Genomic DNA, 15,452 nt, shown 5'->3' on the forward strand with positions numbered 1-15,452 from the left:
GGACCGGCAGGGACATTCATTCACCTGCCAAGTTTTACGATGGTTTCGTCGGGCAAACCGTTGATGTTACATAAAGCATCCTGGTCCAGACGCGTCTCCAGTACGAAAATTTTAAGGGTTTGCCTAAGGTAAGGTTCTGTGTTCGGAGAGAGCGTAAAGGAAGGAGCCAGGCAAAATTAGCGGTAGTGTGCCGTGCCGGGTGTGGCAGTAGGCGTTACATGGTGGCGGTAGTTCTGTGATGAAGAATAGCTCATAAAGGTCAGTGGATCGGAGGGCAGGGCCAGGTTCGGGTAAATTACTTCAGCGTTCTTTTCGTTCTGCGGATTTTTCATGGGAGCACTACTTGCTCTAAAACCACAGGGTGTGATATTGAAAGCCGATTCTAGGAACGCATCCGCCCTTGCGACATCAGCCTACGATATCACACTCACGTTTATTTGAAAATAACGCAAAGCCTCCATCTGCCTTACCGGGCTCTCAGTCAGCTTTGTTTTTTAATTCTCAGCAGCCTTGCCGACATTTCCACCGGCATCTGCTGCGACTTCAATAATTTCAACAACACCCTCACTCGCGCATCGCCCGAAAGGTGAGCATCAAACACCGCTTCATACCCTGCAAAGGGTCCTTCTATGATCTCAACTTCCTGGCCGGGTGCCATCCGCTTTACGGTTGACACTCCCTCGCCATTATTTAGCGCGTCCACATGCCTGCGGATGCCCTCAATCATGCTATCAGGTACCGATGCAGGCGCTTCACCAAAACGTACCCATCCACTTACGCCAGGCAGCCATCGCAGCTCTGCCGCATTAACACTTTCGGGATCGATATTCACAAAAAGGTACCCAGGGAAATATGGGCGGATTTTACGCGCACGCGGGTTGATGGGTATTACCTTGATTTTCGGGTAAAAACATTCGATTTCTCTGGCCCGAATCTGATAATAAAGAAAATCTTCCTTGCGAAGTTTTGTCTGCAGCAATATCCAATTATTCATAAATTCTTTAAGCTTTTAACGGGCTTGCTGATCACCTTGTTAAAAGCATTATCTTAATTCAATTTATCATATTTTTGTTCTATTGTAAATATAATTATTTTTTCTTACGTATTTTTAATACTTTTTTACTGGAAATAATTACTCTGATGCTATTGTTTTTTCTCGCATAATCGAATTATTGTTATCTTAGTCCGTTTTTCTTTCCGTTATACCATTATGGTAAAATGATTCATGCGCAAAGGATTTCGAATCAAACGAGGAGTTGGGGTATGTTATTTGATTTACGATCTTTTTTTTTATCTACGACTATGCCTTTTCCTGCTGCTCGCAAGGATTGAATTGAAGATGCGCGTATATTGCCTGGCTGATTCATCCATTTCCTTTTATAAAAACTCACCCTGATCACCTCGGAAAAACACGCCCGGCGGAGGCAATTTGACCAATGAAATCTCGACTGAGCTCGCTTCTAGACGCTTTCTTACCCGTGTTAGCCACACTGGCTGCTCTCCTTGTCGGCGCGATTATGCTGCTCTTATTAAAAGCAAATCCGTTGGTTGCCTATAAAGCCCTCTGGGATGGTGCGTTTGGCAGCACCAATGCGGTTGCCGAAACACTGGTTAAAGCGACCCCCTTCCTGTTGGTTGGATTGGGAATTTGCATCTCCTTCCGCGCGAATGTCATGAATGTTGGCGGCGAAGGCCAGATGATTATCGGCGCGATTTTTGCGACCTGGGTAGGCCTGAATGTAAAAGGGATGCCCGGTTGGGTTCTGATAACCCTGGCAATGCTGGCGGGTGTACTTGGCGGGGGCATTTGGGGAGGCATCCCCGGCATATTGAAAGCTTATTTCAACGTAAATGAAATCCTGAGCACGATCATGATGAATGCCATTGCGGTACAGCTGATGAATTATCTGCTGCGCGGCCCCATGATCGATCCGGCTCAAGCCAAAGCCGCCTCGCAAATCCCTCAGACCGCTCGTCTGGAGGAAATCTATCGCTTGCCGCGCCTGGTTCCTACCCGTCTCCATTTCGGCGCATTGATAGCGGTGATACTGGCCATTCTGGTTTATGTGCTTCTCTGGCGTACAACGCTCGGCTTCCGAATCCGGGCGGTAGGGGAAAACCCGGATGCGGCAAAGTACGGCGGTATCAAGGTCCAGCGGTACGTAGTCATTGCTTTATTATTGGGCGGTGCCTTTGCGGGCTTGGCCGGCGCAACCCAGGTATTTGGTGTGAACTATCGCATTATCACGGACGGTTCATCCACCGGGTTTACGGGCAACGCGGGATTCAATGGCATTGTCGCAGCCTTATTCGGGCAGCTCCACCCGCTTCTGACCATTCCGGCGTCAATATTCTTTGGGGGACTTCTTGTGGGAGCGAATACCATGCAAAGGATGGTCCAGGTTCCCTCAGCGCTGATCACCGCGTTAAATGGCCTGGTTGTTATTTTTGTTGTGAGCAGTGAAATTTGGCGTAAAAAGCGGCAGAGAAGGAGAGAGGTTGTCGCCCTGCAAATTAATGAACCGCCAGAGACGCAAGCCAAATCAAAGGAGACAGGCGCATGATTTCCGACCTCTTCTCAACCACAGTCATCATTGGAATAATTTCATCCGGTATCCGTTTGGCAACCCCCTATTTATATGCCTCCCTGGGCGAAACTTTCAGCCAGCGCAGCGGTGTACTGAACCTCGGCGTGGAGGGCCAGATGCTGATGGGCGCTTTTGCCGCTTTCTATGTGGCTTTGAAATTTGGCAGCCTATGGGGCGGTGTCCTGGCGGCTATTCTGGTGGGTGCTGTTTTCGGATTGGCAATGGCCTTCGTGAGCAACAACCTGCATGCCGCCCAAGGCATCAGCGGCATCGGCTTTTATTTATTCGGGCTTGGAATGAGCAACCTGCTCTTCCAGAAAATGATTGGTACTGTTGAAACAGTTCAGGGTTTTCCAAAGATTTACATTCCTTTCCTAAGCGACATCCCGGGTATCGGTGAAATCTTCTTCAGCCACAATATCCTGGTTTACATCGCCTTCTTCCTTGTGCCGGTTGCCTGGTTCGTTCTAAACAAAACTACTCTTGGCTTGAAAATCCGCGCGGTTGGAGAAAATCCGGACGCTGCCGATTCATTGGGTGTGAGCGTGATTCGGGTCAGATATTTCACTGTAATTTTCGGTGGAGTCATGTCTGCCCTGGGCGGCGCATCGCTGTCCATTGCCTTGTTGAATGTTTTTCAGCAAAACATGACCAGTGGCCTTGGCTTTATCGCCGTCGCGTTGGTTTACTTTGGGGGCTGGCGTCCCTGGGGCATTTTAGGCGGCGCCTTACTATTCAGCATGGTCAACTCCTTACAGCTTTGGATCCAGGTCTTGGGCATCCCCATCCCTTCCGAAATTGCCTTGATGATGCCCTATATTCTGACGATTTTGGTACTGGTCGTTTCTACTTCAAAGGTCCGTGGGCCTTCTGCTTTATCGAAGCCCTTTGAGCGGGGAGATTAATATACAGACCGAAGCGAGTTTCCGGATTGTCCACGGATGTTTATAAGGACAGAGGAGGTGTATATAAAAAAGAAATTTGAGTGTTCAGCAATTTGATAAAAGAATAGAAGATGCTTTTCAAAAAGGAGAATAGTATGAAAAAGCCCTATGTTGTCCTGATCGGTTTACTCGTATTGTCCTTAATGTTTTCGTCTTGCGCCACTGCGGCAACTGAAGAACCCGCTGCAGCCGCTGAAGCGGCACAGGTAGAAGAAGCCGCCGAAGAAGCTGAAGTAGCTCCCATGGAAGAAGCTGCCGAACCATTCCGTGTGGCAGTGGTAATGCCCAGTGCCATTAACGACGTGGCTTTCAGCCAGAGCATGTATGAAGCGCTGCTTTTCGTCCAGGAAAAAATGGGCGGAGCGGATGCCTTCGATTTCGTCTACTCTGAGAATATGTTTGTTGTGGACGATGCTGCCGCAGCCATCCGCGATTATGCCACCCAGGGATACGACCTGGTTATCGCGCACGGCTCACAGTATGGTTCCTCCCTGCAGGAAATCGCCCCCGATTTCCCGGATACCAGTTTTGCCTGGGGTACCACGGTAGACACCTTTGGCATTCCGAACATCTTCGCTTATGAAGCGGCTTCACAGGAAGGCGGCTACGTTAATGGCGTAATCGCTGCCTCCCTCTCCACCAGCAAGAAGATCGGCGTGATCGGACCCATCGAGACCGGCGATGCCAAGCTGTATGTGGATGGCTTCAAAGTCGGAGCCGAGGCAACTGACCCGGCTATCGAAGTGTCCGTAAACTGGACAGGTTCATTCTCGGACGTCGCGCTGGCTTCCGAAGCCGCGACCACCCATATTGCCAACGGTGCGGATGTTCTGACCGGTTCGGCGCAAATGGTCGTCGGTGCCATCGGTAAAGCCCAGGAATCGGATGTCCTCTGGTTCGGGACGCAAGCCAACCAGACCTCCCTGGCACCCTCCATCGTGGTAGCCAGCCAGGTTTACCATTGGGAAGGTGTTCTCCAGGAAATGATCGGCCTGATCAACGCTGGAACGCTTGGCGGGCAGTCCTTCACGCTCACCCTCGCGAATGGCGGTGAGGTAATCGAATTCAATCCCGATTATGCCCTGCCTGATGATGTAAAAGCATTGGCTGACAGTACCGTTCAAGGCATTATCGACGGAACCATCACCATCACCCTGCCGGCTGCTGAATAGTCAACTTGACAATTAAATAATGATATCGGAAGTCCTTCCGGACTTCCGATATCTCGATTCGAATAAAGAATATGTTATGGTGAAATCAAACACACTCCCTTCCGGCCAAACCCGCATTGACAATATGGAAATTTGCGGCATTACCAAGCGCTTCCCCGGCGTGCTGGCCAATGACCACATTGACTTTGACGTGAAGTCCGGCGAAGTCCATGCCCTGCTGGGTGAAAATGGAGCCGGTAAAAGCACGTTAATGAAAATCCTTTATGGCATTTACCATCCGGACGAAGGGGAGATATTCATCAATCAAAAGCCGGTCACCATCAACTCTCCGATGGATGCCATCAAGTCCGGCATCGGCATGATCCACCAGCATTTCATGCTCGTCCAGACCTTGACCGTGGCGGAAAATGTAGCTCTGGGATTACTCTCCTCTCGCGGGCTTTTGACCGACCTTGATCGTGTGTCCAAGCGCATTATTGAGTTAGCTGATATCTACAATTTGAAAATTGATCCGGATGCCTACATCTGGCAGCTTTCGGTCGGCCAGCAGCAGCGCGTAGAGATCATCAAAGCGCTCTATCGCGGTGCGGCGCTCCTGATCCTGGACGAACCCACCGCGGTCCTCACCCCGCAGGAAGTGGAAGAATTATTTGCCATCATGCGTCAAATGGTTAAGGACGGCTACGCCCTGATCTTTATCTCCCATAAACTGCATGAGGTCATCGAAATCAGCAATCGCGTGACCGTCTTACGCAACGGTAAAAGGATCAGCACGCATCTTACCTCCGAGACAACCAAGGAAGACCTGGCCAGATGGATGGTTGGGCACGATATTGAATTCATCACCAGCCACGAGAAGTCCAATGTTGGTGAGGTTCTCCTGAAATTGGAGAATGTTTCCTGCAACAGCGATAACGGCCGGCATGGTCTGTCGGATGTCAGCCTGGAAATCCACTCCGGTGAGATCCTGGGGATCGCGGGCGTTTCCGGCAACTGCCAGCTTGAATTGGCGGAAACCATCACCGGCATGCGCAAAACAACCGGCGGCCATATCTATCTGGGGCCTGATGAAATCACCGGCTTGGCGCCCGGTGAATTGACAGAACGCATGTTGTCCTATATTCCCGAGGAAAGAATGCGCGACGGCGTTATCAGGAATTTCTCTGTCGCTGAAAACATGATCCTGCGGGAACATCACAAAAGCCCTTACTCTCGTTCAGGCTTTTTGAGATTAAAAGATATCTCTGCTCACACGGATGAGTTGATTGAACAATTCCAGGTAAAGACCCCCTCACAGGCAACCCTGGCCAAGAACCTTTCCGGCGGTAATATTCAAAAATTAGTTTTGGCCCGTGAAATCTCCCGGAATCCGCGCGCCATCATCGCCGCCCAACCGACCCGCGGCCTTGACATCGGCGCTTCCGAATACGTGCGCGCCCAGCTGCTGGAGCAGCGCAAGGCAGGCGCCGCAATCATGCTTATTTCTGAAGACCTGGATGAAATCTTTGCGCTTTCCGATCGCATCGCCGTTATTTATGAGGGCAAGATCATGGACGTCCTTACCTGTGAGGAAGCTACCCGCGAAAGGGTTGGTTTGTTAATGGCCGGTGTCCACCCGAAAAAGAAAGCCTCTGCTTGATGCCCCCTGTCGACGAGGAAGTGGTGATTAATTATTTGGAATTATTACTTTATCCTATACGCATTGTTTATATATATGAACATTATCTGACACATAGATGACAAACCAAATCACACTGACAGTAAATGACGTAGAATACTCCCTTCCGGCTGTTCCAGGCGAAACCCTTTCTTCCCTCCTGCGTCAGAGGCTGCATCTGACCGGTACCAAGGTTGCCTGCGGTGAGGGTATCTGCGGCGCATGCACGGTCCTGTTGGATGGAAAGCCGGTTGTGTCCTGCGTTTTTCCGGCCGAGCGGGCTGCCGGCAAGTCGATTCTGACCATTGAAGGTCTGGCACAGCGCGTCAACCAGGAGTTAAAGCTCCACCCGCTCCAGGAAGCTTTTATCCAATACGGCGCGGTACAGTGCGGATTCTGCACCCCCGGCCAAATTATGAGTGCTTACGCGCTGCTCAAGCGGGTTCCGAATCCTTCCAGTGATGAGATCCACACTGCGCTCAAGAACAAGCTTTGCCGCTGCGGGGGTTACCTCGCGATTGAGAGGGCTATCCTGGCCGCCGCGCGCACCCTGTTGACCGGCGAACCGCTGCCCTCGCCCCTCATTCCCGATTCCATCCACCCGCATAGCGTCATCGGCCATTCGCACTTCCGTCCGGACGCAGTCCCCAAAGTCACCGGGGAAGCAAAGTTCACCGATGATCTGATGTTCGAGGATATGCTCTACACCAGGGTCCGCCGGGCGCGTATTCCGCACGCCTTCCTTACAAAGCTGGATATCTCCAAAGCTAAAGAACTGAAAGGTGTCCTGGCGGTCCTGACCGCCGCGGACATCCCCGGCGATCACCTGCACGGTTTGATTTATTCCGACTGGCCGGTTCTGGTCGGAATCGGGGAGCGCATCCGCTATGAAGGTGATGCGCTCGCCATCGTGGCCGCCGAAACCCAACAGATCGCCGACACGGCTGTGGAGCTGATCGAGGCGGAATTCGACCCGCAGCCCATTATCTCCGACCCCATTCAGGCACGCCAGCCCGGCCAGCCCCAATTGCACCCCAATGGCAATTTACTCAAACACATCAAGGTGCGTAAAGGCGATATCGAAGCGGGTTTTGCCGCGGCCGAGGTCATCATCGAGAAGACTTTTCACACTCAGACCACCGACCACGCCTTCATGGAGCCCGAATGCAGCTTGGCCGTGCCCACGCCGGACGGCCGCATGCAGATCTACGTCGGTTCGCAGATCCCCTATTCCGACCGCGCCCAGGTAGCCCGCGTGTTGGGCTGGCCCGAGGAGCGCGTCCACATCGCCGGACAATTGATGGGCGGCGGTTTTGGCGGTAAGGAGGATATTGCCGGGCAGATCCATGCCGCGTTGCTGGCCAACGCCACCGGGCGCCCGGTCAAATTATTGTTCGACCGCCGCGAGAGCTTCCTCGTTCACCCCAAACGGCACGCCACGCACATCCGCGTCAAGATCGGTGCGAATAAAGATGGCCATATCCTGGCGGTGGAGACGGAACTCTACGGCGACACCGGCGCTTATGCCTCGCTCGGCGAACAGGTCATGACCCGCGCCACCACCCACTCCAGCGGGCCTTACGATGTGCCGCACGTGCGCGCCGATTGTTACGCTATGTACACCAACAACCCGCCCGCCGGTGCCTTTCGCGGTTTTGGCGTGACGCAGTCCTCTTTCGCCGTGGAGTCCATGATGGACATGCTGGCTGAAAAGCTAAACATGGACCCGATTGAGCTGCGCCGCCTGAACGCGCTGCGCCTGGGCAGCGTCACCAATACCAGCCAGGAGTTGAAGGAATCGGTCGGCCTGGTCGAATGCATCGATAAAGTCTTGGATGAAATCCATAAATCCAACCCCGACCCGTTCAAACGCCGAGTCTTAGACCCCACCCAGCCCAACCGGGTGCGTGCCTGGGGTTTTGCCGCGGCCTATAAGAACACCGGTCTGGGCGGCGGCGCCGAGGATTGCTCCGGCGCAGACGTTGAGCTGTACGAGGACGGCACTTTCGAAGTGCGCAGCTCGGCTGCTGAACTCGGCCAGGGCCTGGTCACCGTCATGCGCATGATCGTCGCGGAAGAGCTGGCCGTCCCCCCCGAGCTGGTGCGCGTGCTGGTCATGGACACCGACCTTACCCCTGACGGCGGCCCCACCACCGCTTCGCGTCAGACCTACATGACCGGCAACGCTTCCCGTTTCGCTGCCGTCGCTCTGAGAAACAACATCACCGCCCTGGCAGCCGAAAAGTTCAACCTGCCGCCCGATCAGATCCATTTTAATAATGGCGCCGTTCATGCGGGACAGCAGTCCATGACTTTTGCGGAAGTCGCTCGCGAGCTGAAAGCTGCAGGGCAGCAGCTCAGCGTGCGCTATACCTATTCAGCCCCGCCAACACGGCCGCTCGGTGAAGGCGGCGATATGCACTTTGCTTTCACCTTTGGTGTTCAGGCAGCCGAGGTTGAGGTCGATACTCAAAGCGGTCAGGTGCGCGTCCTGAAGGTCATCGCCGCCAACGACGTCGGCATTGCCATTAATCCGCTCGGCCTGCAGGGTCAGGTTGAGGGCGGTATCATGATGGGCATCGGCAACTGCCTGACCGAGCAACTGCTGGTCGAGAACGGCCACGTGCTCACCGAGCGCCTCTCGCAATACCGCATCCCCGGCTTCCAACTCACCCCTGAGATCACTTCCATTATCGTTGAGCACCCCACCGCCGAGGGGCCTTACGGCGCCAAGGGTGTCGGTGAGATCTGCAGCATCCCCACCACCCCCGCCATCACCAACGCCATCTACAACGCCATCGGCCTGCGCGTCGACCGCACACCGGTCGACCCGGAGCTGTTAAAAGTGATTAAATTACATTTATGTCCACCAAACTAGGATAAGGAATTTCTTATGACAAATTACTTACATAAAAATATTTTAGATAAAGTTAATAAACTAGATGAAATCCCTGAAAATAAAGAAGATTTTGATGAATGGGTAAACTCAACCGAAAATATTAGGTTCCTTATACAAAATGCATTGACTGATGAAATTGCATTATATATCTCTAGTGAATTTTTATACATTGATTCATTGGTTGTAACTAACAATGATTTATTTCCTTTAGATAAAGATGATCTATTACATTGGGGTCTATCCTCTATTCATTCAATTGCATCATATGTAATAGGTGGAGGAAGAGATGATATATGGATTGAGAGAGGATTTACTAACGCACAATCGAAAAGTCTTGAAGGTGCAAAAAGGTTAATCTTTAGACGAACTTTCGAGGGATTTTCTGGAGACAGTAGGAATTATTTTGAAATACTCCAAGAATATACTCATCTTTGCGAGATCCATTGGAGACCCGAAAGGCATGCATATTGTGATTTCGACGAAAATGGTGATTTTAATCCTGTTGTTACTATTTCAAAACGTGATAATAATGGAATTGATTTAGATATTGTGACTTTCCAATGGGAATCTTTAGAAGAATATTTAGTTGTCTCTGATTCCTCTTTGATCAGATTCTTCGACTTCACTTTGTATAAACCCAGAGAGTTTAGTGATTGGCCGCATAAACCCGAAAAAGTAATAAATAGACCTAAGAATCTATTTTATCGGCAATTAATAAATCCTGGTAATTCTTCTTATACACGAGGATTTCAGGTAATTCAGCCAAGACGATCAAAAAAGGAAGTATTTTTAAATATCAAAAATAAATGGTTTGGGGGAGGAGCTAGAGAATACGCTGAATTTATTGCGTATGATTGGCGAAATGGAGTAATTACAAAAATTTCAACTGATCCAGAAAAGACCTCCAATTACTTTAATTCAGAGGGAAATTCAAAACCATTTGAGGTTTCTCCAGCTTTCTTTAATCCCGAAGTTTTATCAAAATATAAAGCTGACAAAGAGAAATATACAATTGATGAGCGACAAATAACTTGTAGAGGATCTTGGTATCTAAAAGGCATTGATGTGAACGATGCTGGACAAATTCATACATACATCTGTTATCTAAGAGATTTACCTTACAAAGAACAATTACATTGGTTATCTCATAATGAAGAACCTAAAGCAAACATTTCAGAAAGAGCTTATTTATCTGATTTCAAAGCAGAATGGGTACAAGTAAGTAGCTCGTTTCAGAAAATTCTCCAAATCATTGAACGCTGGCAAAGCGAAGGTTGCGTATGGTGGAAAATACGTAATTTAAATCTACTTAAGGATCTTTCACAACCATTAACTGACAGCCGTGATGAATGGGCAGAATCATTTATGGATTTGTCGAAATTGATAATTGAAGGTTTTCAAGTAAAGATAATTAGAGAAAAGCTTGATAAATTATTAATCAATTACGAAGAAAACGAAAAGTCTATTGTCTTACTAGAAAAGATTATAAATTCTAATAATACGCAATCAGAAGAAAGGAAACTTGAAGGATTAAGAACAGTTCAACTAATACGATCAAAGGTAAAAGGACACTCGAGTGGAAGTGAAGCGGAACAACTAGCAGATAATGCTTTAAAGGATCACGGATCATTTCGGGAACATTTTCAATTTGTATGTTCTCTTCTTGTAGATGAACTTCAACTTATTGAAAAAATTTTTTCAAATGAGGTAGTTTCAAATTAATCAAATTCGATCTTTTTCTTTAAGAATTACCTTTTATTCGTAAATAGCGTTATAAATATAAATAAAAAGAGCCCCGAAGTTTCGAGGCTCTTTTTATTTTTAATAATCTTTCTCTTATTTCATCAACAGGCTCATGACAGCCTTTTGAACATGCAAGCGGTTCTCAGCTTCATCGAAGATCGCCGAGCGCCAGCCGAGTCCTCCAGTCTTGTCCATAACATCGTTATTGACTTCGTAACCGCGGTCGGCCGGGAGACAGTGCAGGTAGATGGCTTTCTTATCGGCCGTATCCATCAATTCGCTGGTGGTCTTCCATGATTTGAAGGAATCCATGATTTCCTGGGATTTCTTGGGGTCATTAATGCCAACCGGCGGTTGGAACAGCGTGACGGGCGCCCAGGCTTTCGGGTAGACCACATGCGCGCCCTTGAAGCCCTCTTCAAAGTCATTGGTGATCCTGAAGGAGCCGCCGCCGTCTTCAGCGTAGGTTTCGCATTGCTTGATGATATCGGGAGCCAGGTCGAATCCCTTCGGGTGCGCCAGGGTCACGTTCATGCCCAGCATGGTCGCGAACAGAATGGCAGATTGAGGTACCGCGCGCGGTTTATGGACACTCGGGGAATACGCCCACGACATGGTGAAATTGACGCCTTTGAATCCGCCAAATTCTTCTTTGACCGTCAGCATGTCAGCCAAACCCTGGAATGGATGGTAGATATCATCTTCCATATTCAACACCGGGATATCGGACCATTTCGCGAATTCCTTGATGAGGTTGTGTGCCCCGCCATATTCCCAATCTACCGGATCGCCGTAGCAGCGAATGGCAATGGCCTGGCCCATGCGGCTCAGTACGCGTGCCACATCCGAAACGCGTTCCGTACTGTAGGCAACTTCCTTGCCCTCCAGCGCAGGCGTATAGATCTTATCCGGATCCAGGTAATGCGCGTGGCCGCCCAATTGGGTCATGCCTGCCTCGAATGAGTTGCGGGTGCGCAGAGATTGATTATAGAACAGCATAAAAAGCGTCTTGGCCCTGAGTAAACCATCATGATAAATACCCATGGCCTGCTGGCGCTTCAATTCCTCAGCCACTTCCAGGATCGTCCTGATTTCCTGAACTGTGAAATCAGTTTCTGCTAGAAAATCTCGTCCTTTAAAACCTGTTGTTAGCATATCTCTACCTCGTTTCCAATTAGTATTTTGACTTGCAGTTTTTCAATATGTTTATTATCACTCAAAAATGTTATTTTGAGATAATTCACCTGTGCTTTTTAATTTAATGAAGTGCTTTTACGCTCACCTCCTTTGAAGACTCCCGGTCCCGGATATGATTGAACCTGTTTTATATAACCGGTTTATCTTGGTCATCCACTTTCCTAAAGTCTTAGAATATAAAAGATATCTTTCAAAGTCAACCATTTCAAGGAGTTTTAACCTTGTTTCTCTATGATTAAGATAAATTTTCATGCCGGCCGTTTGAATACCGGGCCCAAACCCTTCAGCCGCACACCATCCCGCAGTTTGGTATACGCGATCTTGCTGGGATCTTCGATAATCGCGCTGGGCGCATCCACGTTGATGATCCCGCTTGCGATCGGTTCGAAATCGGCGCGGTAATGATTGGCGCTTTTCAGCACCAGAATATCCATTTCTTCCGGTTGGACACCGACCACCCGAAAGAAGGAACGGTCCTGCGCTTGCATGCGGTCTGAGGACACCACAATGCGGATATCATCCAGCTTTAATTGAGCCATCTTGCCGAAATTGAAGGTTTGACCAGCCACCATCGGGCCTGTCCCCATAAAGTCGCCATCATGTAACTTCACGACAGTATATTCCGCTTCATAAGGCGTTTGCCCGACTATGGTATGGCCTCCCAAGGCAATACGCACGCGCGCGCCCTCCCCGGCTACGTGTGCGATGGCCGCCGCCTGCGGGTCCCACATCAGCCCCAGCGCCGCGTTCTTAACTTTCTTATCCACCAGAGCCTTCAACAGCCAGGTGGTATCCGACGGGCTGCCGCCTCCGGCGTTATCCTGCACATCCACCAGGATGATCGGCTTATCGCTTTTGGCCGCCAGCTGCAGGGCTTTATCCACCGCCTCATCCGGCGGGAGCATATCCACGGTGAACTGGGCTTCCCGGTCGAGCATTTCCTGCAGCAATCGATCAGCACAGGCATCTGCCTTTTTCTGGGTGGTAGCGTACGCGAAAATGCTTGGCCCCGTATCCGGCATGTCCACCGCGTTGAAACCTTCCATGATGGTCAGCGAAACCACACCCGGCTCTTTCTCCATTTTGTCCAGCGCGGCATACAGCGATTTGGCTGGTTCGCGGGTGGTGGGCTGGGTCGTGGCAGGCATCAGGAAGGGCGCCTGCCGAAAAGCGCGGTAGAGCGGTTTGCCCGCCAATATATAATCCATCGCGGCCGCGCTGCGTTCGCCGGTTTCGAATCCATCCACGTGCGGATAAGTGCGGTACCCTACCATCAGGCTGGCCAGTTCGAAGCTGCGCGGGCTGATATTGCCGTGCAAGTCCAGGGAGACTACGATCGGAATGTCGCCGACGATGGCCCGCATGCGTGCCAGGATCTCTTCCTCGCCGTCCTGCAGGTCGCCGAACACCATCGCGCCGTGCAATTCCAGGTAGATGCCGTCCAGGCCGGACTGCTTGCGGGTTTCTTCCTCCAGCAAGCTCATCAGATAATCGAAATCCGCGGTTTTCAGCGGCTGGGATGGTTCGGCGCCGCACCAGGTCAAAGGGGCGATCTGAAATCCGTAATGCTGTGCCTCGGCCATGAACCCGGAAACGGAAATATTGAACCGCCCGGCGGCCAATTCGAACATATCGCTTCCTTTTAATAACCTGGGGTAACCCCCGCTCTGGTTCAGGAACAAATCCACAGGCGTGGGCGTATTGGAAAAAGTGTTTGTTTCATGGATGAACCCGCCGACGCCGATTTTTTTCATTATTTTCCCTTTCAGCCAATACCCATAATAAGTTTCATATTGATAAAAATGTTGGTTCGTTGGACTCCGTTCAACATGGAACCTGAAACCAACCTGTTTATTTTATACCCGAAGACTGGAGAGGAAGTGAGAATTTTTTGAATGAACGATGAATAGCTTAAACAGACAGTAAAAAAGACCGTTCCTTTTGACAAGCCCAAGGAACAGTCTCTTCGTTTAATGTAAACCCTCTCAGGAATTTATGAATAAGTGAGCTCCTATTTAGCGTAATCGTATGCTTCTCACTTACAAATTTATGTCTACATCTTTTTCTTTCTTAGTGCCGACAACAGCAAAATGAATACCCCTGCCGCGATCAGGAGCAGCGGGCCCATGAACTGGTTGCTGTCACCGAACATCAGTGTCAAAGCAGCCAGAGCCAGCAGGCCGATTGCCGGGTATTTCGCCCACTCGGTGGGATGCTGCGCCCGCAGCAGCCACAGCACGCCGAAGGTGGCCGCGAAACCAGTCAACAGGAAGGCTGAACCCGCGTTATTGAACCCGGACGCAGCCATGCTGAACAACGGAAAACGCAAGGTATCCAACAGGACGGTCAAGCCGATGGAAGTAAAAACACCGGCCGGCATGAGCGCCCACCAATTGGTTTTCGACCAGAAATACACCACAAAGAAAGCCGCAGCGAACAAGAACATGATCACAAAGCCGAGCACGTCATCATTGAAGATGCCTACCATTAGCGGGATTAAACCGATCACGCTCATCGCTGCGAAGGGAATCAGCGCCCAGCGCCGCGTACGGTCCAATAAATAGATACACAGGAATGGCACAGCTATGCCGAACAGAATCACCGCGCCCATCAAGTTGTCGCCCAGGTACCTTTCCAGCAGCACCGCCAGCGCGGTGGCGCCCATCACGCAGGCCGGAATAACCGCCCACCAGTTTTTCTGTGTGTTCATGAAGAAAACCACAAAGAAGGGCAGCGCGATACTGAGCAGCACGAACGCGCCAATTAGGGTATCACCCATCTGCCGTTCAAACAGAACCACGAATGTAATGGCCATCATCACCCAGGCCGGGATTAGCGCCCACCAGTGCTTTTTCGCGTCCAACAGGAACACAACGATGAACGGCAGAGCAATGCCGGCCAATACCGGCGTGCCGTTCAGCACGCTGCCCAACACCGTGTTATCCAGCCCGATCGTTACCGCAATGCCCGCCAGGATACAGGCTGGGAAAAGCCAGCCCCAATTATGAATTCCTTGTACAAAATAGGTCATAAAGAAAAACGCGCTAAGCGCGGCAAAGACCAACACCATGATCGGCAAGGAAATCAGGTTTAAATCAATAATGCCTTGCTCATTCAGGATGAACGCCACCCCTATTGCAATCATCACCAAACCCCAAAATACACTAATCCAACGAGATTTCACTCGAGCCTCCTAATGCTTTCTGTATCTGTATACGGGAAATCGCGATAAAAGTTACGGAGATTACAGAA

Annotated in this window: 11 protein-coding genes; 6 read left to right on the forward strand and 5 right to left on the reverse strand. The window is 50.3% G+C overall.

The annotated features are described in order from the left end of the window. Positions 1-176: 176 nt before the first annotated feature. Both Pelsub_RS15675 and nusG read right to left on the reverse strand, forming a co-directional pair. Complete coding sequence (locus Pelsub_RS15675) at positions 177-332, reverse strand: hypothetical protein (RefSeq protein WP_158675078.1); 156 nt, start codon at positions 330-332, stop codon at positions 177-179. Positions 333-481: 149 nt separating this feature from the next. Next, on the reverse strand, positions 482-994 hold the full coding sequence (gene nusG / locus Pelsub_RS10860) for a transcription termination/antitermination protein NusG (RefSeq protein WP_116223713.1): 513 nt from the start codon (positions 992-994) through the stop codon (positions 482-484). 442 nt (positions 995-1,436) lie between these two features. Here nusG and Pelsub_RS10865 point away from each other — a divergent pair, with 442 nt between their 5' ends. The 6 genes from Pelsub_RS10865 (at position 1,437) to Pelsub_RS10890 (ending at position 10,982) form a co-directional block, all read left to right on the forward strand. Continuing rightward, entirely contained in the window at positions 1,437-2,564 is a 1,128-nt protein-coding gene (locus Pelsub_RS10865; RefSeq protein WP_116223712.1) for an ABC transporter permease, read from the forward strand. Then, positions 2,561-3,493, forward strand: a complete 933-nt coding sequence (locus Pelsub_RS10870; RefSeq protein ID WP_198418343.1) for an ABC transporter permease — start codon at positions 2,561-2,563, stop codon at positions 3,491-3,493. The genes Pelsub_RS10865 and Pelsub_RS10870 overlap by 4 nt, the downstream gene beginning before the upstream one ends. Before the next feature lie 134 nt (positions 3,494-3,627). Then, positions 3,628-4,704, forward strand: a complete 1,077-nt coding sequence (locus Pelsub_RS10875; RefSeq protein ID WP_198418344.1) for a BMP family protein — start codon at positions 3,628-3,630, stop codon at positions 4,702-4,704. Between the two features lie 76 nt (positions 4,705-4,780). Next, on the forward strand, positions 4,781-6,343 hold the full coding sequence (locus Pelsub_RS10880) for an ABC transporter ATP-binding protein (RefSeq protein WP_116223711.1): 1,563 nt from the start codon (positions 4,781-4,783) through the stop codon (positions 6,341-6,343). Between the two features lie 97 nt (positions 6,344-6,440). Further along, positions 6,441-9,239: a molybdopterin-dependent oxidoreductase gene (locus Pelsub_RS10885; protein WP_116223710.1), complete on the forward strand. Its 2,799-nt coding sequence runs from the start codon at positions 6,441-6,443 to the stop codon at positions 9,237-9,239. A gap of 15 nt (positions 9,240-9,254) precedes the next feature. Further along, positions 9,255-10,982 (forward strand): hypothetical protein, encoded by a 1,728-nt coding sequence (locus Pelsub_RS10890; protein ID WP_198418345.1) that lies wholly within the window; start codon positions 9,255-9,257, stop codon positions 10,980-10,982. A 114-nt stretch (positions 10,983-11,096) separates the two neighbouring features. Here Pelsub_RS10890 and Pelsub_RS10895 read toward each other — a convergent pair whose 3' ends face one another. From Pelsub_RS10895 to Pelsub_RS10905, 3 genes are all read right to left on the reverse strand, one after another. Further along, positions 11,097-12,158 (reverse strand): ornithine carbamoyltransferase, encoded by a 1,062-nt coding sequence (locus tag Pelsub_RS10895; protein ID WP_116223709.1) that lies wholly within the window; start codon positions 12,156-12,158, stop codon positions 11,097-11,099. Between the two features lie 290 nt (positions 12,159-12,448). Beyond that, the gene (locus Pelsub_RS10900; RefSeq protein ID WP_116223708.1) at positions 12,449-13,954 is read right to left on the reverse strand and encodes a M81 family metallopeptidase; all 1,506 of its coding nucleotides are present in this window, start codon (positions 13,952-13,954) and stop codon (positions 12,449-12,451) included. Positions 13,955-14,253: 299 nt separating this feature from the next. Beyond that, a complete protein-coding gene (locus tag Pelsub_RS10905; RefSeq protein WP_116223707.1) occupies positions 14,254-15,384 on the reverse strand; it encodes a hypothetical protein in 1,131 nt (376 codons plus the stop codon). Positions 15,385-15,452: the final 68 nt, after the last annotated feature.

The organism is Pelolinea submarina (genome assembly GCF_003966975.1).
Lineage (GTDB): Bacteria > Chloroflexota > Anaerolineae > Anaerolineales > Anaerolineaceae > Pelolinea > Pelolinea submarina.

What these genes read in the sequence shown, in the direction of transcription:
- Pelsub_RS15675 (WP_158675078.1), bottom strand. Translation starts at nt 332, where the DNA reads ATGAAAAATCCGCAGAACGAAAAGAACGCTGAAGTAATTTACCCGAAC.
- nusG (WP_116223713.1), bottom strand. Translation starts at nt 994, where the DNA reads ATGAATAATTGGATATTGCTGCAGACAAAACTTCGCAAGGAAGATTTT.
- Pelsub_RS10865 (WP_116223712.1), top strand. Translation starts at nt 1,437, where the DNA reads ATGAAATCTCGACTGAGCTCGCTTCTAGACGCTTTCTTACCCGTGTTA.
- Pelsub_RS10870 (WP_198418343.1), top strand. Translation starts at nt 2,561, where the DNA reads ATGATTTCCGACCTCTTCTCAACCACAGTCATCATTGGAATAATTTCA.
- Pelsub_RS10875 (WP_198418344.1), top strand. Translation starts at nt 3,628, where the DNA reads ATGAAAAAGCCCTATGTTGTCCTGATCGGTTTACTCGTATTGTCCTTA.
- Pelsub_RS10880 (WP_116223711.1), top strand. Translation starts at nt 4,781, where the DNA reads ATGGTGAAATCAAACACACTCCCTTCCGGCCAAACCCGCATTGACAAT.
- Pelsub_RS10885 (WP_116223710.1), top strand. Translation starts at nt 6,441, where the DNA reads ATGACAAACCAAATCACACTGACAGTAAATGACGTAGAATACTCCCTT.
- Pelsub_RS10890 (WP_198418345.1), top strand. Translation starts at nt 9,255, where the DNA reads ATGACAAATTACTTACATAAAAATATTTTAGATAAAGTTAATAAACTA.
- Pelsub_RS10895 (WP_116223709.1), bottom strand. Translation starts at nt 12,158, where the DNA reads ATGCTAACAACAGGTTTTAAAGGACGAGATTTTCTAGCAGAAACTGAT.
- Pelsub_RS10900 (WP_116223708.1), bottom strand. Translation starts at nt 13,954, where the DNA reads ATGAAAAAAATCGGCGTCGGCGGGTTCATCCATGAAACAAACACTTTT.